Consider the following 23,812-nt stretch of genomic DNA (forward strand, 5'->3'; position numbering starts at 1 on the left):
AGGCCGATGACCGATCCGTTGATTTTGCTGGTCGAAGACGACGCTGTCATCCGCGAAGCAACGCAATTGAATCTCGAACGCAACGGGTTTCGGGTGATCACCGCATCGGGTGGGTTGACCGGAATGGATATGGCGGTCGACGCCAAGCCGGATATCGCCGTCCTCGACGTGATGCTTCCCGACCTGAACGGAATCAGCCTGTGCCGGCGCATTCGTGAGGAACTGTCGGTGCCGGTCATCATGCTGTCCGCGCGCGACGACCCGGTCGACATCGTTCTCGGATTGGAAGCCGGTGCCGACGACTACGTCACCAAGCCCTTCGACAGCGGTGTCCTGGTGGCCCGTATCCGAAGTGTGCTCCGGCGGGTCGAATCCCATTCCGGTACGGAGAAAGACATCGTGACTCTCGGCGATCTGGAGATCGATCGCGAGTTGGTGACCGTCACGCGTTCGGGCGCCGAAGTGGCTCTCACGCCCACCGAAATGAAGCTGCTCCTGGTCATGGTGAGTGTGCCGCGCAAAGTCTGGTCTCGCTCCGAACTGCTCTCGGACGTCTGGGATTACGACTGGGGCGGCGATACGCGCATCGTCGACGTTCACGTTCAGCGATTGCGCACGAAGATCGGCTCCGAACAGATCCGGACCGTCCGGGGGTTCGGCTACACGATGGACAACCATCGGTGAGATCGCGGGATCTCGCCGCCAAGCTCCCGTCCACCGGGAGGCGGTTGTCTTTTCAGTGGAAGATCGCGGCGGCCATCACGTTCGTGATCGCCGTCGCCTCGATCACGCTCAGTACCGTGATGCATCAAACCTTTTCACACAACCAAGAGGATGCAGCGCGGGCGGCAGCTGATCGCAATCTCCAACTGGTGCTGCAGGACGAAACGGGCAGCATGCGTGCACTGTTCCGCGCCACCACAGATGGTCTCGACGTTCCGGAAGAGTTGCGTCAGGCCGTGGCGGGCGGCAAACGTGCCACCTACCTTGTCGACAGCGGGGACCAGCCATTTGTCTGGGCTGCTGCCGACGTCAACACTCAGGTGGTGGCGATTCGCGTCCCGTACACCGCGCAGCGGGAATCGATCGCCAGCGTCGATCGGACACTTCGCAACGCCACCATCGCAGTGATCGCAGCGGGTGCCGTCCTGGGTGTTCTGCTTGGACTCGCGATGTCGTATCGATTGCGCTCGGCCGCCCGTGCGGCTCGCAAAGTGTCTACCGGAGCGGACATCCGCGTCCGCTCGGTCACCTGGTCGCTTTTCGACGACGAGATCACCGAGCTGGCGGATGCGGTCGACGCGATGTCCGATGCTCTACGGGGACAATTGGACGCCGAGAAGCGCGTGACAGCCAACATCGCGCACGATCTCAGAACACCCATCTCCGGACTGGTCGGCGCCGCAGAGCTCCTGCCACCCGGTAGGCCAACCGAATTGGTGCGCGACGGCGTCCATAAACTCAGGAGGCTCGCCGAGGACGTCATCGAAGTAGCACGCCTCGACACCACCTCCGAGCAGGCTGACATCCAATCGGTGGAACTGGCACCGGTGGTGCGTCACGCGATTTCCACCACAGGAGTCGAGTGTGAAGTGAGTGTTCACGGCACCCCCGTGTCGTACACCGACGCGCGCAGACTGGAGCGGATCATCGCCAACCTGATCTTGAATGCTCGCAATCACGGAAAGTCGCCGATCAATGTCCACGTCGACCACTCCCGCATCACGGTCCGGGATCGGGGCGTCGGGTTCACTGAAGAGTGGCTTCGCCAGGGGCCGAAGAGATTTCAGACCAACTCCGTCGAACGCGGCCCGAACTCGGGCCTGGGCCTCGGCTTGACGATCGTAGTGGGACAAGCGGCGGTCATCGGCGCTCGTATCGACTTCGCGAACCATCCGAACGGGGGCGCGGTGGTGACGATCGACCTCCCCGAATGTTCGGCAGACGAGTTCGATTGACACCGAGGCAGTTCGGTCGATCGGCCGGGACACAGGGTCCCGGCCGATCATTGGTGGTGTCTCGGACTCAAACCTGTCCGACAGCGACTCCGGTGCGAACGTCCGGTGCACCGAGGCGCGCCGCATCAGCGGTCAGGTCATCGGGCTGCTCCTGAGATTCCCGCTCGGCTGCGACACGCAACCGGTAGTGTTCGATCTCCTCGGCAATGTGCTCGGGAGTCCAACCCAGCACCGGCGCAACCAGTTCGGCTACTTCCGCTGCTGCCGCGTCGCCGCGATCGGTAACCTCGATGGAGATGCGGGTACGACGGGTAAGGATGTCGTCGAGATGCTGTGCACCCTCATGGCTCGCAGCGTAGTGGACCTCCGCCTTGAGGTACTCGGGGGCGGAGTCCAACGGCTGCCCCAGTTCCGGTCGCGCCTCGACGAGTTCGAACAACTCGTCAGCCAGAGTGCCGTACCGACCCAGTAGGTGCTCGATGGTCGAAACGTGCAGTCCCGTGCGCTCAGCGGTGAGATGCCGATTGTTGTGCGCGGCAAAGTAGCCGTCGGCACCCACAAGTTGGATACGCTCGGTGCAGGACTTCGGCACCTTCTGTTCCAATCCGTGCACCGCGGAATCGACAGCGTCCTTGGCCATCACGCGGTAAGTGGTGTACTTGCCACCGGCGACCACCGTCAAACCTCGGACCGGACTCGACACCGCATGCTCACGCGAGAGAGTGCTGGTCGAATCCGATTCGCCGAACAGCAACGGACGCAACCCCGCGTACACACCGACGACGTCCTCGTGCGTCAACTCGTCCTGAAGGAGCTTGTTGACATGTCCGAGGATGTAGTCGATATCGCTTCGGCTCGCTGCCGGATGGGCGAGGTCGAGGTTCCAGTCGGTGTCCGTCGTACCGATGATCCAGTGGCTTCCCCACGGAATCACGAACAGCAGACTCTTCTCGGTCCGCGTGATGATTCCGGTCGCAGAGTTGATGCGGTTTCGCGGGACGACCAAATGCACACCTTTCGAAGCGCGAACCTGGAATTGTCCTCGACCACCTACCATTTCCTGAATCTCGTCAGTCCACACACCGGCGGCGTTGATGACCTGACGAGCACGGATCTCGAACGCGCGACCTGTTTCCAGATCCACGGCCTTCACCCCGACTACGCGGTCCTCCTCACGGAGAAAGCCGATTACGCGGGTGCTGTTGACGCACAGCGCGCCGTACTCGGCCGCCGTGCGCGCCAGCATCATCGTGTGGCGGGCGTCATCTACCTGACCCTCGTAGAACTTGACCGAACCCCGGATAGCAGAGCGCTTTCCGGAAGGGAACGATTCGAGAGTCTTCTTCTTGCCCACATGCTTGTGGTGTGAGGGAACCCCGCGGCCTGCGCCCATCACGTCGTAGACGCCGATGCCCAGACCGACGTACGGCCGGTCGATCAACTTCTCGAGTGGGTAGATGAACGGCACCGGCTTCGCGAGATGCGGGCACAGCGAATTCAGAACCAGCGACCGCTCACGCAGTGCCTCGAACACGAGCGCAAAATTGAACTGCTCGAGGTAACGCAGTCCGCCGTGGAACAGCTTGCTCGACCTGCTCGAGGTTCCGGACGCGAAGTCACGAGCCTCCACCAAGCCCACCTTCAGACCGCGAGTTGCGGCGTCGAGCGCGCTACCCGCTCCGACCACGCCACCGCCGATAACGAGGACGTCGAGTTCGGTTTCTTCCAACTTCTTCAGCGACTCCGCCCGCGAGGACGGACTCAATGCTTGTGCTGTGCTCATGAAAACTGTTCCTTCACTTGAAAATAGGTAGAAATGGGGGCGCCGCGATCAGTCTGCGTCGACCCAGTCGAGTGTCCGAGTGACGGCTTTCTGCCAGCCTGCATACAGGCGCTCACGCTCGGCCGAATCCATCGACGGCGTCCAGCTCTTGTCCTTCGCCCAGTTGCTGCGAATGTCGTCCTCGCTCTCCCAGTACCCGACCGCGAGACCAGCGGCGTACGCAGCGCCCAATGCCGTGGTCTCCGCAACGACAGGGCGGATCACCTCGACGTCGAGCAGATCGGCCTGGAATTGCATGAGGAGTTCGTTCGCGACCATTCCGCCGTCGACCTTGAGAACCTTCAAGTCGACACCCGAGTCGAGGTTCATCGCCTCGATCACCTCACGACTCTGGTACGCAGTCGCTTCGAGCACCGCCCGGGCAAGGTGCCCCTTGTTCACGAACCTTGTCAGACCGACGATCGCACCGCGTGCATCCGCGCGCCAATGCGGTGCAAACAGGCCCGAGAACGCGGGCACGAAGTACGCGCCACCGTTGTCGTCCACAGAGCGCGCGTTCACCTCGATGTCGGCCGCGTTGTCGATCATGCCGAGGTTGTCTCGAAGCCACTGGACCAGCGAACCGGTCACGGCGATCGATCCTTCCAGTGCGTAAACCGTTGGCTGCTCACCGATCTTGTAACAGACCGTCGTCAACAAGCCGTTCTTGCTCATCACCTTTTCGGTGCCGGTGTTGAGGAGCACGAAGTTGCCGGTTCCGTAGGTGTTCTTCGCTTCTCCGGGCGAGAGGCAGGCCTGACCGAAAGTCGCTGCTTGCTGATCGCCGAGGATTCCGGCGATCGGCACGCCGGACAACGTTCCGCGTTCGCGCACGAATCCGAAAGTTTCGGACGAGCTGCGAATCTCGGGGAGCATCGATTCGGGGATGCCCATGTCGGCGCAGATCGCCGAATCCCAAGCGAGAGTGTCGAGATCCATCAACAGGGTGCGCGACGCGTTGGTGGGGTCGGTAGCGTGCACTCCGCCGTCGACGCCGCCGGTCATGTTCCACAGCACCCAGGTGTCCATCGTGCCGAAGCACAACTCGCCTGCTTCGGCCTTCTCACGCGAGCCCTCGACGTTGTCGAGAATCCACTTGACCTTGGGGCCCGAAAAGTACGTGGCCAACGGCAATCCGGTGACTTCGGTGTACTTCCTGGGGCCGTCTTCGCCGGCGAGTGCAGTACAGATTCGATCGGTGCGTGTGTCCTGCCAGACGATGGCGTTGTAAACGGGCTTTCCGGTTGCTCGTTCCCAGACCACTGCCGTCTCACGCTGATTGGTGATGCCGACGGATGCGATGTCGGCCGCGGTCAGATCTGCGTTGGCCAAGGCGCCCGCGGTGACGTTGCGGACGTTGTCCCAAATTTCGATCGGATCGTGTTCGACCCAGCCTGCCTGCGGAAAGATCTGTGTGTGCTCGTGCTGTTCGACAGCGACTACGTGCCCACTGTGATCGAAGATCATGCATCGCGTGGAGGTGGTTCCCTGGTCTATCGCGGCTACGAACTGCGCCATCGTGCTACCCCTTTGGTGTCGAAGAAAGTGCGAAAGATTTACTGTCAGAGATGATGATTCGCCATCAGGCCGGTATCGTGGCCGGCTCCTCGGCTGCCTTCTCCACCGACTCGTCAGGCAGGAATCGACCAATCAGCTTGTCGTAGAGGAACACCCCGATCGGAGCGCCGATCAGCGGCCCCACGATGGGCACCCAGAAATACAGGCTCCCGTACTGATCTCGCCAGGCGCTGCCGTAACCGGTGAGATACGACGCCAGCCGCGGACCGAAGTCACGGGCCGGATTGATGGCGTAACCCGCGTTGGTCGCCCATGCGAATCCGATTGCCACCACGATCAAACCGACGACGAAGGGCGCAAGATTCGCGAGCGGCGGAGTTCCCCGAGTATCGGTCACCGCAACGATGAGGAACAACAGGATCGCCGTGCCGATGATCTGATCTATCAGCGCTGATCCCAGACTGACCGGGAGCGTTCCGTTTCCGGGCATCGTCGAGAAGATCGTCTGAGTCGCCGTTGTGTGTCCGGGATCGATGGCATTGAGCATGTCGTTGTAATTCCACCGGACGATCAGGGCCGCGACAAAGGCTCCAGCGGTCTGCGCCAGCGTGTAGGGCAGGACCTTGCGCCAGGAGAATCCCCGGAAGATCGCAAAGGCGAAGGTCACTGCGGGGTTCAGATGAGCACCCGTCACCCGGCCTGCGACATAGATGCCGAACATGACGCCGAGTCCCCAGGCCCACGCGATACTGTCGTGTCCGCCGAGACCCCCACCGCTCCCGCCGGACACAACCTGCGCCACAACTCCGACGCCGAACAAGATCAAGATCATCGTTCCGGCGAACTCGGCTGCCAACTCGCCTGGAAGCCCTAATCGCTTGGCTTTCTCCATCCCCACCCTCACTTCGTTGTGATGCATGTCATAGTTTGGATTGCTGCACCCGTAGCGTAAGGCCGTTTGCACATTCACGCATAGCTCGTGCACATATGTGCAAATGCCCCATTTGCGCACCGTAACGCGGGTAACAGACACACTTCTGGGACTTTGCGTGATCGAGCGCCTCAGCCTGGGCCTACTCGGATAAGATTCGGTTCAATGCTCTTGCACGTACGTGCAGACAGGACGAACCCATGGAAACTCCCACTTCGGACTCCGCTACCTCCGATCCGGCGGACCCGCGCATCGCCGACGCAGTTCAGGCCGCACGCCTCTACTACTTCCAGGACCAGACCATGGCTGCCATCGGCCGCGACATGGGGGTGTCCCGATCCACCGTCTCCCGATTGATCACCTACGCGCGCACCTCGGGTCTCGTCGAGATCAAGATCAGCACCCCGCACGGCCAGGCTCCTCGCATCGAACGCGAGTTCTCGGAACGGTACGGAGTGCGCGCCCACGTGGTGACCGTGCCGGAACTGGTGGGAGATCTCGAGCGACTCGAAAAGGTCGCAACCTTTGCCGGACGCCTGCTGGCGTCGTTCTTCGACAGCGACATGGTGATGGGGATCGCCTGGGGAACCACACTCAGTGAAGTCAGCAAGCACCTTGCCCCCAAACGCACGTACAACTCGTACGTCGTGCAACTCAACGGCGCCGCGAATACTCGCACCACCGGAATCTCTTACGCCAGCGACATCATCAGAACCATCGCCGACGCCTACGGTGCTCTGCCACAAGGATTTCCGGTGCCTGCCTTCTTCGACTACCCGGAAACTCGGGAGCAACTGTGGCGCGAACGAAGCATCAAACGCGTCTTGGACATGCAGAAGCGAATGGACCTGGCAGTCTTCAGCATCGGCGTACCAGGCGGCAACGTACCGAGTCACGTCTACACCGCCGGATACCTCGAACCCGATGAAGCAGAAGCACTTCGACGCGACGGAGTGGTCGGCGACATCGCAACCGTCTTCTTCCGGTCGGACGGGAGCTACCGCGGAATCGAACTCAACGAGCGCGCGAGCGGCCCGCGACTGGACCTTTTCGAGAAGGTCGCCAGGCGCGTGTGCATCGTCGCCGGAACAGCAAAACTGCCGGCCCTGGAGGGAGCACTACGGGGCGGGCTGATCACCGATCTGATCATCGACGACGTCAGCGCCACCGCGCTGGTGTCCTGACCGCTGCACCAGCTTCTCGATTCCGTCGAGAAGTAAGCCAAGCGAGAAACTGAAATCGAAGGCATCGTCGCCGGCGGCCTCACCCTCCGGGCTGCCGTCCTCGAAGCCGCCTTCCTCGATTGCGGCACTCAGGTAGGGGAATCCCTCCCGATTGATGACACGAGCAATGAGAGCGCCGTATGCGACGTCGTCGTCTGCCGACTGCGCTGAACGAGACGCCAGGTCAGCCGAGAATCGAGCGCGGCCGATGACGAACAACGACACGTTGGTCACCACCTGGAACTTCGACGCGGCGCTCAGGGCGACCCCGTCGAGGGCGCTCAGACCCGCGTCGAGCCACGCCATGTTGTTGGGCCCGGTCGGTGGAGCCGTGATGGGCAGCTTGAGCCACCACGGTCGACTCAGCATCGTGGCGTACTCCTGATTCGCCCACGCCTCGAGCTTGACGCGCCAGGTCACGCCGTCGGGAATTACCGGCGGCGGCCCGATCACCCGATCCGAAATCAGTTCGATCAGTTCGTCTTTGCTTGCCACGTAGCGGTAGAGCGACATGGTCGTGAACCCGAGCGCTTTGGCCACGCGGCCCATCGACAGAGCGGTGACGCCTTCTGCGTCGGCCAATTCGATCGCGGTGTCGAGAATTTGCTCGAGACTGAGCCCCTTCTTCGGACCCCGCGTTCCCGGCTGGTCCAGTCCCCAGGCCAGTTCAACTGCTCTCGGTAGCGCTCCGCGATCCATAAGCTCCCACTCTTCACTCTTGCCATCATCCTAGAACTGTGTACGCTATAAACACGAGTTTATGACATACACAGTTCTTACTTGGAGGTCTCGATGTCAGGAACGATCCCCGCAATCTCGGTCCGCGGACTCCGTAAGCGCTACGGCGATCAACAGGTACTGGCTGGACTCGACCTGGCGGTCTCGGCCGGATCGGTGTACGCCCTCCTCGGCGCAAACGGCGCCGGAAAGACCACGGCCGTAAGAATTCTCACCACCCTCATCCCCTTCGACGGAGGCGAGGTCATGGTCGCGGGGCATTCACTGCCCGGAGATCCACAGAACGTTCGGCGGCGCATCAGCGTGACCGGGCAGTACGCAGCCGTCGACACCTTGCTGACCGGATTCGAGAACCTCACCCTACTGGGCGAACTGAATCACCTGGGCCGGAAGAACTCCCGTCGCCGTGCCGAGGAATTGCTCGACCAGTTCGTTTTGACGGACTTCGGCGACAAACGCGCCGGCAACTACTCGGGCGGCATGCTCAGACGACTCGACATCGCAATGAGCCTCGTCGCCCGACCGGACGTCGTCTTTCTCGACGAACCCACCACCGGCCTGGACCCGCGAAGCCGCCACGACATGTGGTCGATCGTTCGAGGACTCACAGCGTCAGGCGTCACCATCTTCCTCACCACCCAATACCTCGACGAGGCAGACGAATTGGCCGATACGGTCGGCGTGCTGAGCGGCGGCCGCATCGTCGCCGAGGGAACACCGGACGAACTCAAACGCCTTGTTCCCGGCGGCCACGTCGCACTGCAATTCGAGAACCTGGCCCAACTCGAACTCGCCGCGGCGTCACTGCCGCAGGCGCATTCGAATGCCGAGACCTTGACCCTGCACATCCCTTCCGACGGGGCAGTTCCGTCGATCAAAGCGATCCTCGACTCGATCGACGATCCGTCGATCACCGTCGAGAAGTTCTCCGTTCACACTCCGGATCTGGACGACGTGTTCTTCGCGCTCACCGGATCAGGCCAACCCGAGATTGCGAGCGTTCGATGACCTCCACCATTGCAATCGATTCCGCGGTGATGCTCCGCCGGAATCTCAAACACGTTCTGCGCAGTCCGGATTCGATGATCACCGCGATAGCCCTTCCGGTCATGCTCATGCTGCTGTTCGTCTACGTCTTCGGCGGCGCCATCAACACCGGTAGCGAGTACATCGACTACGTAGTGCCCGGAATCATCCTTCTGTGCGCCGGTTTCGGCGCCTCGACCACCGCGGTCAGCGTCTCGAGCGACATGAAGGACGGGATCATCGACCGTTTCCGGACCTTGGCGATATCTCCGCCGTCGGTCCTGACCGGTCATGTACTGGCCAGCGTCGTCCGCAACGTCCTGACTACGGCGATCGTGGTCGTGGTTGCGCTGATCATGGGATTTCGCCCGACCAGCGATCCGTTGCGCTGGCTCGGCGTCGCCGCTGTGATCGTCGCCTTCGTCTTTGCCATGTCGTACCTCTCGACAGCTTTGGGACTCTTGGCCAAGAACCCGGAGGCTGCAAGCGGATTCACCTTCGCCATCATGTTCCTGCCCTACGTCAGCACTGCTTTCGTACCGGCTGAGACCATGCCGTCCTGGCTGCAGGGGTTTGCCCGGCACCAACCGGTGACTCCGATCATCAAGACTGTGCGCGGACTCCTGATGGGCACGCCGATCGGGAACAGCGCGGCCATCGCCCTCGCGTGGTGCCTGGGCATCGCCGCCGTGGGATTCGTGTGGTCCAACTGGCTCTACCGACGAAAGACCGCGAGCTGACCACACAAGAAAGCCCCACACCTGACGGTGCGGGGCTGCTTGTGCTGTGCGCCTTTATTAACCGCGGGGGGTTAATAAAGGCGCACAGTGGATTACTTGGCGTCCAGCAGATCGATCACGAAGACCAAGGTCTTGCCGGAAAGCTGGTGCCCTGCACCGGCGGGGCCGTATGCCAGCTCCGGCGGAATGGTGAGCTGACGGCGTCCGCCGACCTTCATGCCCGGGATGCCGTCCTGCCAGCCCTTGATCAGGCCACGAAGCGGGAACTGAATGGACTCGCCACGGCTCCAGGAAGAGTCGAACTCTTCGCCGGACTCGAACTCGACACCGACGTAGTGAACGTCGACGGTGCCACCGGGAACGGCTTCGGCGCCTTCTCCGACAACCAGATCCTTGATGACCAGATCGGTCGGCGCGGGGCCTTCCTGGAACTCGATTACGGGCTTGCTACTCATGGGTCCTCCTCGTTGAGGCGAAATGTTGGGTACAGAAGACTAGCGGGTGGTGATATCGCTAGGTCACGCGTCAGCGGGACGTGATGTCTCTGTAGTCACGCTCGGTGTAGCCGGTGTAGATCTGGCGCGGGCGGCCGATCTTCGTAGCCGGATCCTCGTGCATTTCACGCCAGTGCGCAATCCAGCCGGGCAGACGGCCCATGGCGAACAGCACCGTGAACATGCGCGGCGGGAAGCCCATCGCGCGGTAGATGAGGCCGGTGTAGAAGTCGACGTTCGGGTAGAGCTTGCGCTCGATGAAGTAGTCGTCCGTGAGGGCGGCCTCTTCGAGTTGCATTGCGATGTTGAGCAGTTCGTCGTCGCCGCCGAGCTTGGCGAGGATGGTGTGCGCGGTTTCGCGGACCAGCGCAGCGCGCGGATCGTAGTTGCGGTAGACGCGGTGCCCGAAGCCCATGAGCTTCACGCCGTCTTCCTTGTTCTTGACCTTGCGGACGAACTCGGCTGCGGTGCTGCCGCTGGCCTTGATCTCGTCGAGCATCTCGAGCACTGCCTGGTTGGCGCCGCCGTGCAGCGGACCCCACAGTGCGTTGATGCCGGCCGAGACGGAGGTGAACAGGTTGGCGTCCGACGAGCCGACCATGCGCACGGTCGACGTGGAGCAGTTCTGCTCGTGGTCGGCGTGCAGGATCAGCAGCATGTCGAGTGCCTTGGCGACCTCGGGATCACCCTGGTACGGCTCGGCGGGGAAGCCGAACGTCATACGCATGAAGTTCTCGACCAGGTTCAACGAGTTGTCCGGGTACAGGAACGGCTGTCCGACGGACTTCTTGTACGCGTACGCAGCGATGGTCGGCAGCTTCGCGAGAAGACGGATGGTGGACAGTTCCACCTGCTCCGGATCCTCGGGATCGAGCGAATCCTGGTAGTACGCCGACAATGCGTTCACTGCGGACGAGAGAACCGGCATCGGGTGAGCGTTGCGCGGGAATCCGTCGAAGAACCGCTTGAGGTCCTCGTGAAGCAGGGTGTGTCGACGGATGCGGTCCGTGAAGGACTCGAGCTGGGCGTCGGTCGGCAGTTCGCCGTAGATCAGCAGGTAGCTGACCTCGATGAACGTCGACTTACCTGCCAACTGCTCGATGGGATATCCGCGGTAACGCAGGATTCCCTTCTCACCGTCGATGTACGTGATTGCAGAACTGGTGGATGCAGTGTTCACAAAACCGGGGTCAAGGGTGGTGTACCCCGTTGTGGCCAGCAGCTTTCCCAGCTCGATGCCGTCATTGCCCTCTGTTGCCCTGGCAATGGACATCGTGTACTCACCACCGGGGTAAGTAAGCGTGGGCTTTGTGTCATTGTCAGCGGGCACGAAGGATCCCTCTCAAGCTCGAACCAACGAGTAACTACATGCGATCAACTAGAAACTAGTCGCACGGGAGAGATCGTGCCGAAGGAGGGTCGCTCCACGGCTATTTTTCGGGTACTCACGAACCCGACATACCCACCGAAACTGAAACATGTTCCAGTCTGGGCTTTCCCATTCGCGTGACCGGTACTCCAGTCTACGGAATCGCGCATTTACCCACACTGATCTGCAAATCTCGGCTGCAATTCGAGAACGGGAGCAACGTCGGACCTTCCGGACCACTGACACGGGGTACCGAAAACCGATTGTTATCGGCTGATGCCTACCTGGTGTTACACGATCCCACGGTATGAGAGCTGGATCACAGCGCCTTGATGCCCCAGCTACCCGTCCAGGTCTGACCCGGATGAAGCACCAGGAGATCGATGCCCGAGTTGAAGGCGTCAGGCGGGCAGGTCATCGGCTCCAAAGCCAATGCGCGGCCGCGATCGGGATACCCCTTGTCGTTGGCGGGATCTGCGATGAAGGCCTGAATCCACGGGAACTCGCGGTTGGTCCACAGGGCAGTGCCCGTTCCATCCGGAGCCAGCAGCTCGTGTTGCGTGCGACCACTGCCGTCGACGACGTCCAATGCGCTGTACGGAGTGTCCAACTGCACCCCGGCAAGCAGTCTCGGTGTCCGGAAGTCGTAGTCCGTACCGGCGACTGCCTGCGAATACGCGTTCGGCAGCATCCTCGCCGGATCGATCGGCAACCGTGTGCCTGCTGCCAGATGCAGAGCACATTCGTCGAGCGGAAAGTCGCCGGCGCGAATGAAGGTGTGCATTCCGAGCCCGAACGGCGACGAGGTCGCACCCTTGTTCGTGGCCGTGTGCGTGACGGTCAGTCCGTCGGCACCGACCTCGTAGGCGACCGTCAGCTGCAACGGATAGGGCCAACCCTTGTGAAGTCCCACGTCGACCGACAGTTCGACGCGCTCGTACGTGTGGTCCACGAGGCTCCAATTGCGACGCCGGACGAACCCGTGGCTCGCGTTCCCCAGCGCAGGTTCGGTGATCTCGAGTTGATGCTCGATCCCGTCGAACATGAAGTGCCCGTCGCGAATTCGGTTGGGCCACGGCGCGAGAACCAATCCGGCCGACAGCGGTGGCTTCGATCCGAGTGCCCAGGTCTCGGTCAGCGCGCGCTGACCGTTCGGTCCTTCGTGATCGAGTAGCCGCAACCCGGCACCGGCCGCGGCGATCTCGGCTCGATAGCCTCCACCACGGATCTCGAACCCTCCCCTACCCGTGCTGTGCGGCGCAGTCATACGTACCAGTTTCCACCACGAGCGACCGGTTAACCAGGACGTCAGACGGCGCGTCCCACCTTGTAGCGAACGAATGCCGGAAATGCGAGGGCAGAAAGGACAACACCGACAATCACCAGGAAGCCGCCGCCCGCTGCCGCGACACCGGTCCCGAACAGGAAGGCTGCACCGCCGTGCAGCACGTCACCGATACGCGGACCACCTGCCACGACCACGATGAATACGCCCTGCAGTCGTCCGCGCATGTCGTCGGTTGCCACTTGCTGGAGCATCGTGCTGCGGAAAGCCGCCGAGACCATGTCGACGGCTCCGCCGAATGCCAGGAATGCGACCGCCACCCAGAGCAGAATCACACTGGAACCGGGACTCGCGAAGTACACGGCAACGCCGAAGCCGACCATGGACAGCCCCCACAGCGCGATGCAGACCAGAACGGCTCGCCCCTGGTACTGAACCCGTGGCAACCAACCCGAGAAGACTCCGCCCAGAACGGCTCCCACCGACATCGCCGCGAACAGCAGTCCCAGCGCAAAACCGCCGCTGGCGGGGTCACCGAAGGATTCGTGAGCGATCTCCGGGAACAGTGCTCGCGACATCCCGAACACCATCGCGATGATGTCCACCACGAACGACGCGAGCAGAACCTTCTGCGTCGCGAGATACGTGAAACCGCCGAGGACCTCGCTCAATCCGGCTCGCCGAGACGTTCCGGTCGGCGGAATCGCCGGGAGCTTCCATACCGCCCACAGTGTGGCGAGAAGAAAGATCGAGTCGAGCAGGTACAGCAGTTGCAGACCGGCCGACGGTATGAGGACACCCGCCAGTAGCGGGCCGGCTATCGCACCGAACTGCACGACAGTCATGTTCAGCGAGTTCGCGGCAGGTAACTGCCTGCCCGGAATCAACCGAGGGATGATCGCCGCTCGCGTCGGCTGGTTCACCGCGAAGAACGCCTGTTGAACCGAGAACAATCCGAGCACCAACCACACGTTGTTCACGTTCAGGGCAGCCTGGATCCAGAACAGTACCGACGTGACGCCGAGTCCGATCGAGGTGATCATCAACAGCCGTCGTCGATCCATGACGTCGGCCAGTGCGCCGCCCCACAGACCGAAAACGACCAGCGGGACCAGACCGAAGATTCCCGTCAGACCGACGTAGGCCGAGCTTCGGGTGATCTCGTACACCTGTTGCGGTACGGCGACCACGCTGAGCTGAGCGCCGATGACGGTGACGATGCCGGCCGTCCACAGCCGTCGATAGTCGCGATTCTCGAGCGGAGTCGTGTCCGCGAGTAGCCGGCTCACGGCTGGAGACGGACGGCGGACCACTGTCCGTCGACCAGGCTCGTGCGAACTCGATTGTGCATGCGGTTCGCGCGTCCTTGCCAGAACTCGACAGACTCGGGCCGAATCAGAATCCCGCCCCAGTTCGGTGGCACCGGAATCTCACCGTCCACGCCGAATCGAGCAGCGACCTCACGCAGTTGCTCGTCGAGATCGGCACGCGAGTCGATCGGACGAGACTGCGACGACGCCCACGCGCCGAGCTGTGAACCGCGAGGCCTGGTTCGCCAATACTCCTGCGTCAGTTGAGCACTCACCCGCTCGGTGGTGCCGCGGACGATCACCTGCCTGGCAAGGGTCAGCCACGTGAAGTTCGCCGACGCGTACGGGTGGGCGTCGAGGTGACGAGCCTTGTCGGATCCGTAGTTGGTGAAGAAGAGGACGCCGTCCTCGCTGAGCCCTTTGCAGAGCACGGTGCGCGACGCCGGACGGCCAACGTCGTCCACCGTCGACAGAGTCATGGCGTTGGGCTCCGGCGCGTCAGCTTCGACGGCGTCCACGAGCCATTGGCGCATGAGGGGCAGCCAACCGGTTTCGACAACCGAAGTATCCAATTCCGCACTCATGCGGTCCTCGACGGACTCCGATTCGCTGCCTGCTTGCGGATAGCCCACACGCATGGCCGCGAGTTCGTTGTCCACCGCCTGCGGGTCCTGACGTTCATTCGACACAGCCGAGAACGCTACTCCCGGGTACTCACTGGCCAACGGCTACGCGGCACGCGCTAAAGTTTGCCGTGGCTAGACCCGACCCGGACCGCGAGCCGCACCAGCGACAGCAACCGAATCGGGACGAGACGATTGCGCAGTACAAAACACGGTGCGTGCTCATCCCTGCGAGCACCGAGGCGCAGTCACTGAAGCTGAGGCAGTGCGACTGTAGACCTGGCGCACTCGAACGAGGAGAGTCCACGAGAATGGCAGCGAGCGCAGCAATACCGGACGATTTTGTGAGCGGACTCGAAGGCGTCGTCGCCTTCACCAGCGATATCGCAGAACCCGACAAGGACGGCGGCGCACTGCGCTACCGCGGAGTCGACATCGAAGACCTGGTCGGCCAGAGGGTCACCTTCGGCAACGTATGGGCCCTTCTCGTCGACGGCCGCTTCGGCCCCGGCCTCCCGCCGGCCGAGCCGTTCCCCCTCCCCATTCACACCGGCGACGTCCGTGTCGACGTTCAGGCCGGACTGGCGATGCTGGCTCCCATCTGGGGCTACCAGCCGCTCCTCGACATCGATGACGAGACCGCCCGCGACCAGCTCGTCCGCGCATCCGTCATGGCGCTGTCGTACGTCGCGCAGTCCGCTCGCGGCATCTACCAGCCGGCAGTCCCGCAGAGCCGCATCGACGAGGCCAAGACCGTCACCGAACGCTTCATGGTTCGCTGGAAGGGTGAGCCCGATCCGGCACACGTCGAGGCAATCGACGCGTACTGGGTCTCGGCAGCCGAGCACGGCATGAACGCCTCCACCTTCACGGCCCGCGTCATCGCCTCCACGGGCGCCGACGTCGCGGCTTCGCTTTCCGGCGCCATCGGCGCGATGTCCGGCCCGCTGCACGGCGGCGCACCGGCCCGCGTTCTTCCGATGATCGAAGAGACCGAGAAGACCGGCGACGCCCGCGCGCTGGTCAAGGGAATCCTCGACCGCAAGGAAAAGCTCATGGGCTTCGGACACCGCGTCTACCGCGCCGAAGATCCCCGTGCACGCGTGCTCCGCGCCACGGCCAAGCGCCTCAACGCTCCCCGCTACGAGGCTGCCGCAGCTCTCGAGCAGGCTGCACTGGCAGAACTGCGTGAGCGTCGTCCCGATCGCGCGATCGAGACCAACGTCGAGTTCTGGGCCGCCGTCATCCTCGACTTCGCCGAGGTTCCCGCGCACATGATGCCCGCCATGTTCACCTGTGGCCGCACCGCCGGCTGGTGTGCACACATCCTCGAGCAGAAGCGTCTCGGTAAGCTGGTACGCCCGGCCGCCATCTACACCGGCCCGGCGCCCCGTACTCCGGAGTCGGTCGAGGGCTGGGACCAGATCAGCCACGCGTAGTACCCCGCTCGAATTCGCCAATCACGGTAGTACAGAACACAAGTGAAGGAACAGAAAGAAGCGATGACCTCCACACCGATCATCCCCGCCGACCTCAAGCCCGCCGACGGACGCTTCGGCTGCGGTCCTTCCAAGGTTCGCCCCGAGCAGCTGCAGTCCCTGGTCGAGGTGGGCGCTTCGGTGTTCGGCACCAGCCATCGCCAGAAGCCGGTCAAGAACGTTGTGGCCAGCATTCGTTCCGGCCTCGCCGATCTGTTCTCACTGCCCGAGGGCTACGAGGTCGTCCTCGGCAACGGCGGAACCACTGCGTTCTGGGATGCGGCCGCATTCGGCCTCATCCGCGAGAAGTCGCTGCACCTGACCAACGGCGAATTCAGCTCCAAGTTCGCTTCGGTCGCCAAGGCCAACCCGTTCATCGGTGACCCGATCGTCGTTTCCGCCGATCCGGGCAGCGCACCGGTGCCGGTCTCCGACCCGTCCGTCGATCTCATCGGCTGGGCGCACAACGAGACCTCCACCGGTGTGTCGATCCCCGTCTCGCGTCCCGCGGGTTCGGAGAACGCACTGATCGCCATCGACGCCACCTCGGGCGCCGGCGGACTTCCGGTCAATGTCGCCGATTCCGACGTCTACTACTTCGCTCCGCAGAAGTGCTTCGCTGCAGACGGCGGACTGTGGATCGCGCTGATGAGCCCGGCCGCCCTCGAGCGCGTCGCGGAGATCAAGGATTCGGGACGCTGGACGCCTGACTTCCTCTCGCTGCCCATCGCCGTGGACAACAGCTCCAAGGATCAGACCTACAACACCCCGGCCCTGGCCACCCTCTTGCTCTTCGCCAACCAGATCGAGTGGATGAACAGCAACGGCGGCCTCGACTGGACTACCGCTCGCACCGCGGATTCGTCCTCGCGCCTGTACAACTGGGCCGAGGCCAGTGAGTTCGCAACGCCGTTCGTCGCTGATCCGGCACACCGCTCGCAGGTTGTCGGCACCATCGACTTCAACGACGACGTCGACGCTGCCGAGGTGGCAAAGATCCTGCGCGCCAACGGAATCGTCGATACCGAGCCGTACCGCAAGCTCGGCCGCAACCAGCTGCGCGTCGGCATGTTCCCGGCCATCGACCCCGATGACGTCACCGCTCTCACCAAGAGCATCGACTGGGTCGTTTCTCAGCTCGGCTGATTTTCACATTTGCTTCACCGCTCGGCCCCCGGCATGACGTCGGGGGCCGAGCGTCGTTTGCGCCAGGCCTTGTGAGCTACCACACCGGTGGGCGGATCCGAGGTCATCTCGCCCTGCGTGTCCTGCCGAGTCCATGGTCACGAATGAATTACAGTTGAGCGCGGCGCAAAGTCGCGAGCCGGCGCGATAAGGAGGTCAATGTGCGAGAGCTTCGAGTGATCGGACTTGAACCCGATGGATCGCATGTGGTGTGCGCAGATGCTGAAACCGGCCAGAAATTCCGGCTTCCCGCCGATGACAAACTTCGTGCAGCTTCCCGCGGAGACGTGGCTCGACTCGGCCAGATTGAGATCGAAATGGAAAGCCAACTCCGTCCCCGCGAAATTCAGGCGCGCATTCGTTCCGGTGCTTCCGTAGAGCAGGTCGCCGAAGAAGCGAAGATCCCCATCAGCAAGGTCGAGCGCTTTGCGTACCCCGTTCTGCTCGAGCGCTCCCGCGCCGCGGAAATGGCGCAGGGCGGACACCCGGTGCGCGACAACGGTCCGACAGTTCCCACCCTCTCCGAAATCGTGACCCACGCATTCCGCGCCCGCGGCCACAGTATCGACGAGGCCACCTGGGATGCCTGGCGCGACGAGGACAATCAGTGGGTCGCGCAGTTGCAGTGGCAGGCCGGCCGCACCACCAACGCCGCGCACTGGCGCTACCAGCCAGACGCGCACGGCGGAACGATCGTCGCACTCGACGACGCGGCATTCGACTTGATCGATCCCGACTTCGGTCGCCCGCTCCGCGGCCTGGTACCGGTGGTCTCGAACGAGCCGCAGCAGCTCGAACTGTCCCGATTCGACGTCGAACCGGTGGCGGAGATCGAGCCCGAGCCCGCAGCAGTTTCCGAGCGGACAGCAGTCCCCGAGCGGACGGTGGTGGCGGAACGGATCGTGGCGCCCGAACCGATTGCTGTCGAGCCGGAAACCGTCGTCACCGAAGAGGTTCCCGAACCCGCAACGGATGTGACCCCGAAAACCGCTCCGCAGCAGACGCAGACCAAGGACAAGCGCGGACGGCCTGCTCTTCCCTCGTGGGACGACGTACTCCTCGGGGTCCGCAGCAGCGGTCGCTGACCCGAAGGAAAGTATTCTTCTTTCGAGCGAGGCTGAGGAGAGAGGGCTGCCGGTGGCTGCACGGGTATCGACGATCTGGTTTCTGGGCGGCGCAGACGCTCGCACCGAATTGAGCAGGTACCCACAGCCGGATCAGACCGAGGCCCTGAAAATCGCCATGTCGCTGTACCCGGACAAGGAGTTCGAGTCGCTCGGGCCTCAGCCGCTGTCGATGGCCGCGACGGTGAGCCCCGGCTACGTCTTCGTCGGCGCGTACGGCCGAGTGAGTGTCGTCTGCAGCTCCGAACTCAGCACCTTCGTCCCCTCGAAACTGCCTGATTCCTGGCACCTTTCGGCAGAGGGTGGCTCCACGCTGTTGATCAGCTCCGTCCCCGAAACCGCGCAGGGTTCGTTTGCACTGTGGGAGGACGGCGAGCTACGACGCTCGTTCAGTGCCATCCCGATCGACATCGTCGAAAATCTGGGGATCCCACAGACCTGGGAACTGGAATTCTGGGCCGGCAACCATCCCCTGCGTTACCCGCCCGGGATCCTGCCTGATCCGCAGTCACTTCCGTTCCACCCGCAACAGTTCGCGGAGTCCGCCAACCTCGAGTGGCTGGGATTTCGATACACCGGCGCGCCGCGAGAACACGAACTCGACACAACGCAGATTCTCCTGTGGGGCTTCAAGATTCACCGACCCGGCGAGGCACCCAAACCTGCACCCCCAGCCCCCGCGCCGATGCCCGAGCAGGCGCCGACAGAGGTACCCATGCCCGAAAACATGCCGCCGATCCACGACGCACCGGTGGCCAAGCCGCGCGGCCGCCTCGCTCGGTACTTCGGCTTCAAGTAGCGCCGAGCAGCCTCACAGGTTCACGCGGCTATCGCTGCGATCCACCCGAGCGGTACGCCGACTACCGCGCCGTAGACCACCCATCGCCAGACGGGGACGGCTCGCCAGCGCCAGACGGTCGGCGCAAGTCCGCCTACCGCAATGACATTGACGACAACCGCCAGGAGCACGTTCACGTTGCCCAGCGCGACACAGAACGCCGCGACGGCACTGGTCGAGAGCATGGCTGCGAACACCGACACCGCGATTCCGGTGAACCAGGGCGTGCGGTCCTGAGTCACCGGCCGGTCCTGACACGTTCGTAGAAGGCCATCGCCGCTGCGGTCGCGACGTTGAGCGAGTCGGTGCCGGGCGCCATGGGTATCTTGGCACGAATATCGGTGGCCCGCATCGCATGTTCGGTCAAACCTGGCCCCTCGGCGCCCAGCAGTAGCGCTACCTTCTCCCCGGTCATCGCTTCGGCCAAAGTGACCGCTTCCGGATTCGGAGTCAAGGAAATGAGCTGAAAACCGTTGCCACGCAGCTCATCCAAGTCGTGTGGCCACTTTGCCACATGCGCGAAGGGCACTCGCAGCACGTGCCCCATCGACACACGGACCGACCGCCGGTACAGCGGGTCGGCACAACCCTTCCCGAACAGAACTGCATCGACACCGAGCCCCGCCGCGTTGCGGAACATCGAGCCGAGATTCTCGTGATCGTTGACGCCTTCGAGGACCACGACGGTCTTCGCGTCCTTCAACACGTCCGAGACCGCGAGCGGTGCCGGGCGTGCTGCTGCAGCGAGGACGCCGCGGTTGAGGTGAAATCCGACGACCTCGGCCATCACTTCGGCGCTCGTACGGTAGAACGGCACGTCCACACCGTCGAGATCGTCAGCGAGCTCCAGGAGCCGTCGTTCGACGCCTAGAAGACTGATCGGCTCGAACCGCGAAGTCAGCAGTCGCTGAGTGACGAACACTCCCTCGGCGATGACCAGCCCCTTGCCCTCCGGCAGGTCGGGGCGCCGATCCGAAGAGTTGAGATCGCGAAAGTCATCCAGCCGGGGATCGGCGGGATCTGAGATGTCGATGACGTGAACCACGGGTCTATCGTGCCGTACGCACCGCGAGCCCCCCACCACTACTCCCGACCTAGCGCAACAGCGTGACAAAATGCGCGTCGAGCACCTGGCTGATCACCTCTGGATTGGTTCGCTCGGGATTGTCGACGCCGTGCGACGCGAGCCCGTCGGCGAGCGCATGCAATCTCATCGCCTCGATGTCGACCGAGGCACCCGGCCGTAGAAAACCCGCTCGATGCGCCGCTTCCACGAACGAACGAAAGTGCTCGAACAAGGTCCGGTCTGTCTCGTCACGCACCGCCGTCAACGCCGAATCGGTCTGGGCGGCAGCAGCAAAGGCCTCCCAAACCTGCATTTCTTCACGCCGATCTTGGTCGAGGGGAACGAACTGATCGGTGAACTGACGGATCGCGCGGCGGATGTCGGGATCGAAGTCGATGCCGGCAATCCTTTCCTCCACCCGGACGGTCACGAGCGTCATCGCGAACAGCAAGAGTTCGGACTGCGTCGCGAAGAAGTGCCGTAGCGACCCCGTCGACATCTTCGCCTCGTCCGCGACCGCCCGGACGCTGGCGCTCGCCACACCGTCTCGACGGATCACACGCCACACGGCCTCGGCGATCTCTTCACGCCGCTCATCCGGACTGCTACGTTTCACCACTTCACAAAACTAACACAGCTGTGCTAGTTTTCAATCACTAACACAGTCGTACTAGAAATGAGCTGATGTCATGATCGTCCACTTGATCATCGCGTGCGAAATCATGTTCTGGGTGTTCATCGCCGCAGGTCTCGCGGCCCGCTATCTACTGCGCCGCAAAACGCTGGGCGCCGCACTGCTCATCTGCGCGCCCCTGGTGGATGTCGTACTGCTCGTCGCCACAGCCCTCGATCTTCGTGGCGGTGGCGAGGCGAACTTCACCCATGGGCTTGCCGCGGCCTACATCGGATTCTCCGTCGCGTTCGGACACAGCCTCATCTCCTGGGCCGACGCCAGGTTCGCCTACCGATTCGCCGGCGGCCCGGCTCCCGTCGCACCACCCAAGTACGGGAGTGCGCGAGCACTGCGCGAATGGCGCGAGTTCGGCAAAGCCGCGATCGCCTGGGCCGTCGCGTGCGGACTTCTCGGCGCGGCCATCTTCCTCGTCGACGACCCCACCCGTACTGGAGCCCTCGACGGATGGATCAGCAAGCTGACAGTGGTACTCGCAATCTGGGGAGCAATCGCCCTGAGCTACACGGTGTTTCCCAAGCGTGAGAAGGTCACGGCGCGCGGCTAGCCTCGACTGCCTGTTCGGTCGCGTCGCATACGATCACCGGACGCAGGACGAAAACCGGCAGCCTGCCACCATCTTCGGGTCGCGCAAGACGAAGTTTCAGCCCTTCGCTGCGTAGCAGGTACACCCCGGCCACAGTGCCCGAGACGAGCGAGATCACTCCGCCCACGATCAAGGGCGCACGTGGGTCCACGGAGTCGGCGAGCCAACCCAGCAACGGGCTTCCTAGCGGTGTGCCACCGAGGAAACTGAGCATGTAGATACCCATCACCCGCCCGCGCATCTCGGAAGGCACCGACATCTGCAGGATGTTCATCGCGGACGTCGTGAACGTCAACGTCAGTGCGCCCGTGGGGATCAACATCAGCGCCACCAACGCGTAGGTGGGCATCAATCCCACCGCGACCTCGAACACACCGAAAGCCACGGCGGCACCGAGGAACGTCCGCAACCGCGGCGCTTCCTTCCGTCTTGCGGCGTACGCAGCGCCGGCAAGGGTGCCCACGGCGAGCGTCGTGGACAGCAATCCGTAACCGTCGGCCTCGAGGCCGAACGTGTTGCGCGCCATCACCGCCAGGCTGATCGCGAAGTTCAGGCCGAAGGTCGAGACCATGAAGACCGACACCATTATCACGCGAAGGTCCTTGCGGCCCCATACATATCGGAACCCGTCGCGCACCTGCCCCTTGGTGCGCGGGGCCGGTTCCGACGGGATCAACTCCTTCTTGTTCATCAGGTAGAGCGCGATGAGCACCCCACCGAATGTCGCGACGTTGAGCAGGAACACCCACCCTGTTCCGATCAGGTTGATCAGCACACCCGAGATGGCCGGACCGACGATGCGGGCCGTGTTGAACGTCATGGAGTTGAGCGCGATGGCGTTGGACAGGTGTTCCTTGCCCACCATTTCGATGGTGAACGATTGACGCACGGGTGCGTCGAGCGCCGAGACACAGCCGAGGGCAAAGGCAATCAGGAAGACATGCCACAACGCGACGAGCCCACCGACGTCCAGCAGACCCAACACCAGCGCGCATACCGCACTCGCCCACTGCGTGAAGATCAGGATCCGACGCTTGTCGTACCGATCGGCAAGCACCCCACCCCACACCGACAAGAACAGCGTCGGGCCGAACTGCAAGGCCATGACGATGCCCACCGCCAGCGCATTGCCGTCCGAGAGCGTCAGTACCAGCCAGTCCTGGGCGATGCGTTGCATCCACGTGCCGACCAGAGAAACGATCTGTCCGGAAGCCCAAAGGCGGTAGTTGCGGTTGTGGAGCGCGGCAAACATGCCGGAATCGGGGTCTCGGGGCACCCCACTATCTTGCCCCTCGAGTAATTCGTTTGGGCAACGACCTCTAGGTAGCGGAGCTACGCGACCTCTAACTCACGGAGCTACTCCGTCTTGTTGACCATCTCGGTGATGATCTCGACGGCACCGCGCAGCGTCGCGAGTTCTTCGCCACCCAGCCCGGCCAGCTGCTCGTTCATCCACGCCTCACGCGCATGGGTTTCGTCCGCGAGCAACGCCTGCCCGGCGTCGGACAGATTCACGATGATCTGACGACCGTCCGTGGGATGCGGCGAGCGCTCGACCAGACCGAGCTCGGCGAGAGAAGCAACAACGCGCGTCATCGACGGCGGCTGCACTTTCTCACGTGCTGCGAGTACGCCAGGAGTCATCGGGCCGTACTGATCCAGGCTCGCCAAGGCGGACAGTTGCGTCAGCGATACCTGAGCGTCGACTCTGCGGCCGCGCAGATGCCTGGTGAGACGCACTACAGCCAGGGAAAGATCGCTGGCCAGCGCACGAGTTTCGGTGGTCACGCGTCAGACAATACGTCAA

General features: G+C 63.0%; 24 protein-coding genes. 10 read left to right on the top strand and 14 right to left on the bottom strand.

From position 1 onward, the window contains the following. Positions 1 to 6 precede the first annotated feature (6 nt). Positions 7 to 684 (top strand): response regulator transcription factor, encoded by a 678-nt coding sequence (locus PCS43_RS15470; protein WP_003939990.1) that lies wholly within the window; start codon positions 7 to 9, stop codon positions 682 to 684. Then, positions 681 to 1,958, top strand: coding sequence for a sensor histidine kinase (locus tag PCS43_RS15475; protein WP_050654708.1), 1,278 nt, complete (start codon positions 681 to 683; stop codon positions 1,956 to 1,958). Before PCS43_RS15470 ends, PCS43_RS15475 begins: the two co-directional genes overlap by 4 nt. A 67-nt stretch (positions 1,959 to 2,025) precedes the next feature. Here the strand turns inward: PCS43_RS15475 and PCS43_RS15480 are convergent, their stop codons facing one another. From PCS43_RS15480 to PCS43_RS15490, 3 genes are all read right to left on the bottom strand, one after another. After that, positions 2,026 to 3,741, bottom strand: coding sequence for a glycerol-3-phosphate dehydrogenase/oxidase (locus tag PCS43_RS15480; RefSeq protein WP_007733473.1), 1,716 nt, complete (start codon positions 3,739 to 3,741; stop codon positions 2,026 to 2,028). A 48-nt stretch (positions 3,742 to 3,789) separates the two neighbouring features. Further along, positions 3,790 to 5,298 (bottom strand): glycerol kinase GlpK, encoded by a 1,509-nt coding sequence (glpK, locus tag PCS43_RS15485; RefSeq protein WP_007733474.1) that lies wholly within the window; start codon positions 5,296 to 5,298, stop codon positions 3,790 to 3,792. A gap of 64 nt (positions 5,299 to 5,362) precedes the next feature. Next, positions 5,363 to 6,190: an MIP/aquaporin family protein gene (locus PCS43_RS15490; protein WP_003940085.1), complete on the bottom strand. Its 828-nt coding sequence runs from the start codon at positions 6,188 to 6,190 to the stop codon at positions 5,363 to 5,365. A 239-nt stretch (positions 6,191 to 6,429) separates the two neighbouring features. On the opposite strand from PCS43_RS15490, the gene PCS43_RS15495 reads away from it, so the two are divergent. Beyond that, positions 6,430 to 7,413 carry a sugar-binding transcriptional regulator gene (locus PCS43_RS15495; RefSeq protein WP_007733475.1) on the top strand — a complete coding sequence of 328 codons (984 nt, stop codon included), beginning with the start codon at positions 6,430 to 6,432 and terminating at the stop codon, positions 7,411 to 7,413. Here the strand turns inward: PCS43_RS15495 and PCS43_RS15500 are convergent. Further along, on the bottom strand, positions 7,348 to 8,151 hold the full coding sequence (locus PCS43_RS15500) for a TetR/AcrR family transcriptional regulator (RefSeq protein ID WP_007733476.1): 804 nt from the start codon (positions 8,149 to 8,151) through the stop codon (positions 7,348 to 7,350). The two genes, PCS43_RS15495 and PCS43_RS15500, sit on opposite strands and share 66 nt — an antisense overlap. A 93-nt stretch (positions 8,152 to 8,244) precedes the next feature. Here PCS43_RS15500 and PCS43_RS15505 point away from each other — a divergent pair, with 93 nt between their 5' ends. Both PCS43_RS15505 and PCS43_RS15510 read left to right on the top strand, forming a co-directional pair. Beyond that, a complete protein-coding gene (locus PCS43_RS15505) occupies positions 8,245 to 9,198 on the top strand; it encodes an ATP-binding cassette domain-containing protein (RefSeq protein ID WP_007733477.1) in 954 nt (317 codons plus the stop codon). Next, a complete protein-coding gene (locus tag PCS43_RS15510; RefSeq protein ID WP_209909651.1) occupies positions 9,195 to 9,956 on the top strand; it encodes an ABC transporter permease in 762 nt (253 codons plus the stop codon). The genes PCS43_RS15505 and PCS43_RS15510 overlap by 4 nt, the downstream gene beginning before the upstream one ends. Before the next feature lie 92 nt (positions 9,957 to 10,048). Here PCS43_RS15510 and PCS43_RS15515 read toward each other — a convergent pair whose 3' ends face one another. The 5 genes from PCS43_RS15515 to pdxH all read right to left on the bottom strand — a co-directional run bounded on the left by PCS43_RS15515 (position 10,049) and on the right by pdxH (position 15,103). After that, positions 10,049 to 10,411, bottom strand: coding sequence for an FKBP-type peptidyl-prolyl cis-trans isomerase (locus tag PCS43_RS15515; RefSeq protein WP_003940440.1), 363 nt, complete (start codon positions 10,409 to 10,411; stop codon positions 10,049 to 10,051). Positions 10,412 to 10,481: 70 nt separating this feature from the next. Next, positions 10,482 to 11,780 (bottom strand): citrate synthase, encoded by a 1,299-nt coding sequence (locus PCS43_RS15520; RefSeq protein WP_003940509.1) that lies wholly within the window; start codon positions 11,778 to 11,780, stop codon positions 10,482 to 10,484. 358 nt (positions 11,781 to 12,138) lie between these two features. After that, positions 12,139 to 13,086: an aldose 1-epimerase family protein gene (locus tag PCS43_RS15525; RefSeq protein ID WP_003939677.1), complete on the bottom strand. Its 948-nt coding sequence runs from the start codon at positions 13,084 to 13,086 to the stop codon at positions 12,139 to 12,141. Between the two features lie 41 nt (positions 13,087 to 13,127). Further along, on the bottom strand, positions 13,128 to 14,393 hold the full coding sequence (locus PCS43_RS15530; protein WP_021332219.1) for an MFS transporter: 1,266 nt from the start codon (positions 14,391 to 14,393) through the stop codon (positions 13,128 to 13,130). Beyond that, positions 14,390 to 15,103 carry a pyridoxamine 5'-phosphate oxidase gene (pdxH, locus tag PCS43_RS15535; protein ID WP_042921683.1) on the bottom strand — a complete coding sequence of 238 codons (714 nt, stop codon included), beginning with the start codon at positions 15,101 to 15,103 and terminating at the stop codon, positions 14,390 to 14,392. The genes PCS43_RS15530 and pdxH overlap by 4 nt, the downstream gene beginning before the upstream one ends. A gap of 245 nt (positions 15,104 to 15,348) precedes the next feature. Between pdxH and PCS43_RS15540 the strand changes: the two genes are divergently transcribed. The 4 genes from PCS43_RS15540 to PCS43_RS15555 all read left to right on the top strand — a co-directional run bounded on the left by PCS43_RS15540 (position 15,349) and on the right by PCS43_RS15555 (position 19,623). Then, the gene (locus tag PCS43_RS15540) at positions 15,349 to 16,476 is read left to right on the top strand and encodes a citrate synthase 2 (RefSeq protein WP_270923065.1); all 1,128 of its coding nucleotides are present in this window, start codon (positions 15,349 to 15,351) and stop codon (positions 16,474 to 16,476) included. A gap of 63 nt (positions 16,477 to 16,539) precedes the next feature. Beyond that, positions 16,540 to 17,661, top strand: a complete 1,122-nt coding sequence (gene serC, locus PCS43_RS15545) for a phosphoserine transaminase (protein ID WP_007733484.1) — start codon at positions 16,540 to 16,542, stop codon at positions 17,659 to 17,661. A 200-nt stretch (positions 17,662 to 17,861) separates the two neighbouring features. Continuing rightward, a complete protein-coding gene (gene sepH, locus PCS43_RS15550) occupies positions 17,862 to 18,785 on the top strand; it encodes a septation protein SepH (protein ID WP_116057982.1) in 924 nt (307 codons plus the stop codon). Positions 18,786 to 18,837: 52 nt separating this feature from the next. Next, positions 18,838 to 19,623 carry a DUF6928 family protein gene (locus PCS43_RS15555; protein ID WP_042451221.1) on the top strand — a complete coding sequence of 262 codons (786 nt, stop codon included), beginning with the start codon at positions 18,838 to 18,840 and terminating at the stop codon, positions 19,621 to 19,623. Between the two features lie 20 nt (positions 19,624 to 19,643). Here PCS43_RS15555 and PCS43_RS15560 read toward each other — a convergent pair whose 3' ends face one another. The 3 genes from PCS43_RS15560 to PCS43_RS15570 are packed head-to-tail and all read right to left on the bottom strand — an operon-like array spanning position 19,644 to position 21,347. Next, positions 19,644 to 19,904: a DUF2537 domain-containing protein gene (locus PCS43_RS15560; protein WP_003940569.1), complete on the bottom strand. Its 261-nt coding sequence runs from the start codon at positions 19,902 to 19,904 to the stop codon at positions 19,644 to 19,646. Further along, positions 19,901 to 20,707 carry a TrmH family RNA methyltransferase gene (locus PCS43_RS15565; RefSeq protein ID WP_003939731.1) on the bottom strand — a complete coding sequence of 269 codons (807 nt, stop codon included), beginning with the start codon at positions 20,705 to 20,707 and terminating at the stop codon, positions 19,901 to 19,903. Before PCS43_RS15565 ends, PCS43_RS15560 begins: the two co-directional genes overlap by 4 nt. Before the next feature lie 49 nt (positions 20,708 to 20,756). Further along, positions 20,757 to 21,347: a TetR/AcrR family transcriptional regulator gene (locus PCS43_RS15570; RefSeq protein ID WP_037128521.1), complete on the bottom strand. Its 591-nt coding sequence runs from the start codon at positions 21,345 to 21,347 to the stop codon at positions 20,757 to 20,759. A 70-nt stretch (positions 21,348 to 21,417) separates the two neighbouring features. On the opposite strand from PCS43_RS15570, the gene PCS43_RS15575 reads away from it, so the two are divergent. Beyond that, a complete protein-coding gene (locus PCS43_RS15575) occupies positions 21,418 to 21,966 on the top strand; it encodes a hypothetical protein (protein ID WP_003940103.1) in 549 nt (182 codons plus the stop codon). Here the strand turns inward: PCS43_RS15575 and PCS43_RS15580 are convergent. Next, a complete protein-coding gene (locus tag PCS43_RS15580) occupies positions 21,950 to 23,257 on the bottom strand; it encodes an MFS transporter (protein ID WP_007733487.1) in 1,308 nt (435 codons plus the stop codon). The genes PCS43_RS15575 and PCS43_RS15580 overlap by 17 nt on opposite strands. 104 nt (positions 23,258 to 23,361) lie before the next feature. Next, entirely contained in the window at positions 23,362 to 23,793 is a 432-nt protein-coding gene (locus tag PCS43_RS15585) for a MarR family winged helix-turn-helix transcriptional regulator (RefSeq protein ID WP_003939901.1), read from the bottom strand. Positions 23,794 to 23,812: the final 19 nt, after the last annotated feature.

The sequence above is a fragment of the Rhodococcus sp. C-2 genome (assembly GCF_027854095.1).
GTDB classification, from domain to species: Bacteria; Actinomycetota; Actinomycetes; order Mycobacteriales; family Mycobacteriaceae; genus Rhodococcus_F; species Rhodococcus_F qingshengii.

What these genes read in the sequence shown, in the direction of transcription:
- PCS43_RS15470 (WP_003939990.1), top strand. Translation starts at nt 7, where the DNA reads ATGACCGATCCGTTGATTTTGCTGGTCGAAGACGACGCTGTCATCCGC.
- PCS43_RS15480 (WP_007733473.1), bottom strand. Translation starts at nt 3,741, where the DNA reads ATGAGCACAGCACAAGCATTGAGTCCGTCCTCGCGGGCGGAGTCGCTG.
- glpK (WP_007733474.1), bottom strand. Translation starts at nt 5,298, where the DNA reads ATGGCGCAGTTCGTAGCCGCGATAGACCAGGGAACCACCTCCACGCGA.
- PCS43_RS15490 (WP_003940085.1), bottom strand. Translation starts at nt 6,190, where the DNA reads ATGGAGAAAGCCAAGCGATTAGGGCTTCCAGGCGAGTTGGCAGCCGAG.
- PCS43_RS15495 (WP_007733475.1), top strand. Translation starts at nt 6,430, where the DNA reads ATGGAAACTCCCACTTCGGACTCCGCTACCTCCGATCCGGCGGACCCG.
- PCS43_RS15500 (WP_007733476.1), bottom strand. Translation starts at nt 8,151, where the DNA reads ATGGATCGCGGAGCGCTACCGAGAGCAGTTGAACTGGCCTGGGGACTG.
- PCS43_RS15505 (WP_007733477.1), top strand. Translation starts at nt 8,245, where the DNA reads ATGTCAGGAACGATCCCCGCAATCTCGGTCCGCGGACTCCGTAAGCGC.
- PCS43_RS15510 (WP_209909651.1), top strand. Translation starts at nt 9,195, where the DNA reads ATGACCTCCACCATTGCAATCGATTCCGCGGTGATGCTCCGCCGGAAT.
- PCS43_RS15515 (WP_003940440.1), bottom strand. Translation starts at nt 10,411, where the DNA reads ATGAGTAGCAAGCCCGTAATCGAGTTCCAGGAAGGCCCCGCGCCGACC.
- PCS43_RS15525 (WP_003939677.1), bottom strand. Translation starts at nt 13,086, where the DNA reads ATGACTGCGCCGCACAGCACGGGTAGGGGAGGGTTCGAGATCCGTGGT.
- PCS43_RS15540 (WP_270923065.1), top strand. Translation starts at nt 15,349, where the DNA reads ATGGCAGCGAGCGCAGCAATACCGGACGATTTTGTGAGCGGACTCGAA.
- serC (WP_007733484.1), top strand. Translation starts at nt 16,540, where the DNA reads ATGACCTCCACACCGATCATCCCCGCCGACCTCAAGCCCGCCGACGGA.
- PCS43_RS15575 (WP_003940103.1), top strand. Translation starts at nt 21,418, where the DNA reads ATGATCGTCCACTTGATCATCGCGTGCGAAATCATGTTCTGGGTGTTC.
- PCS43_RS15580 (WP_007733487.1), bottom strand. Translation starts at nt 23,257, where the DNA reads ATGTTTGCCGCGCTCCACAACCGCAACTACCGCCTTTGGGCTTCCGGA.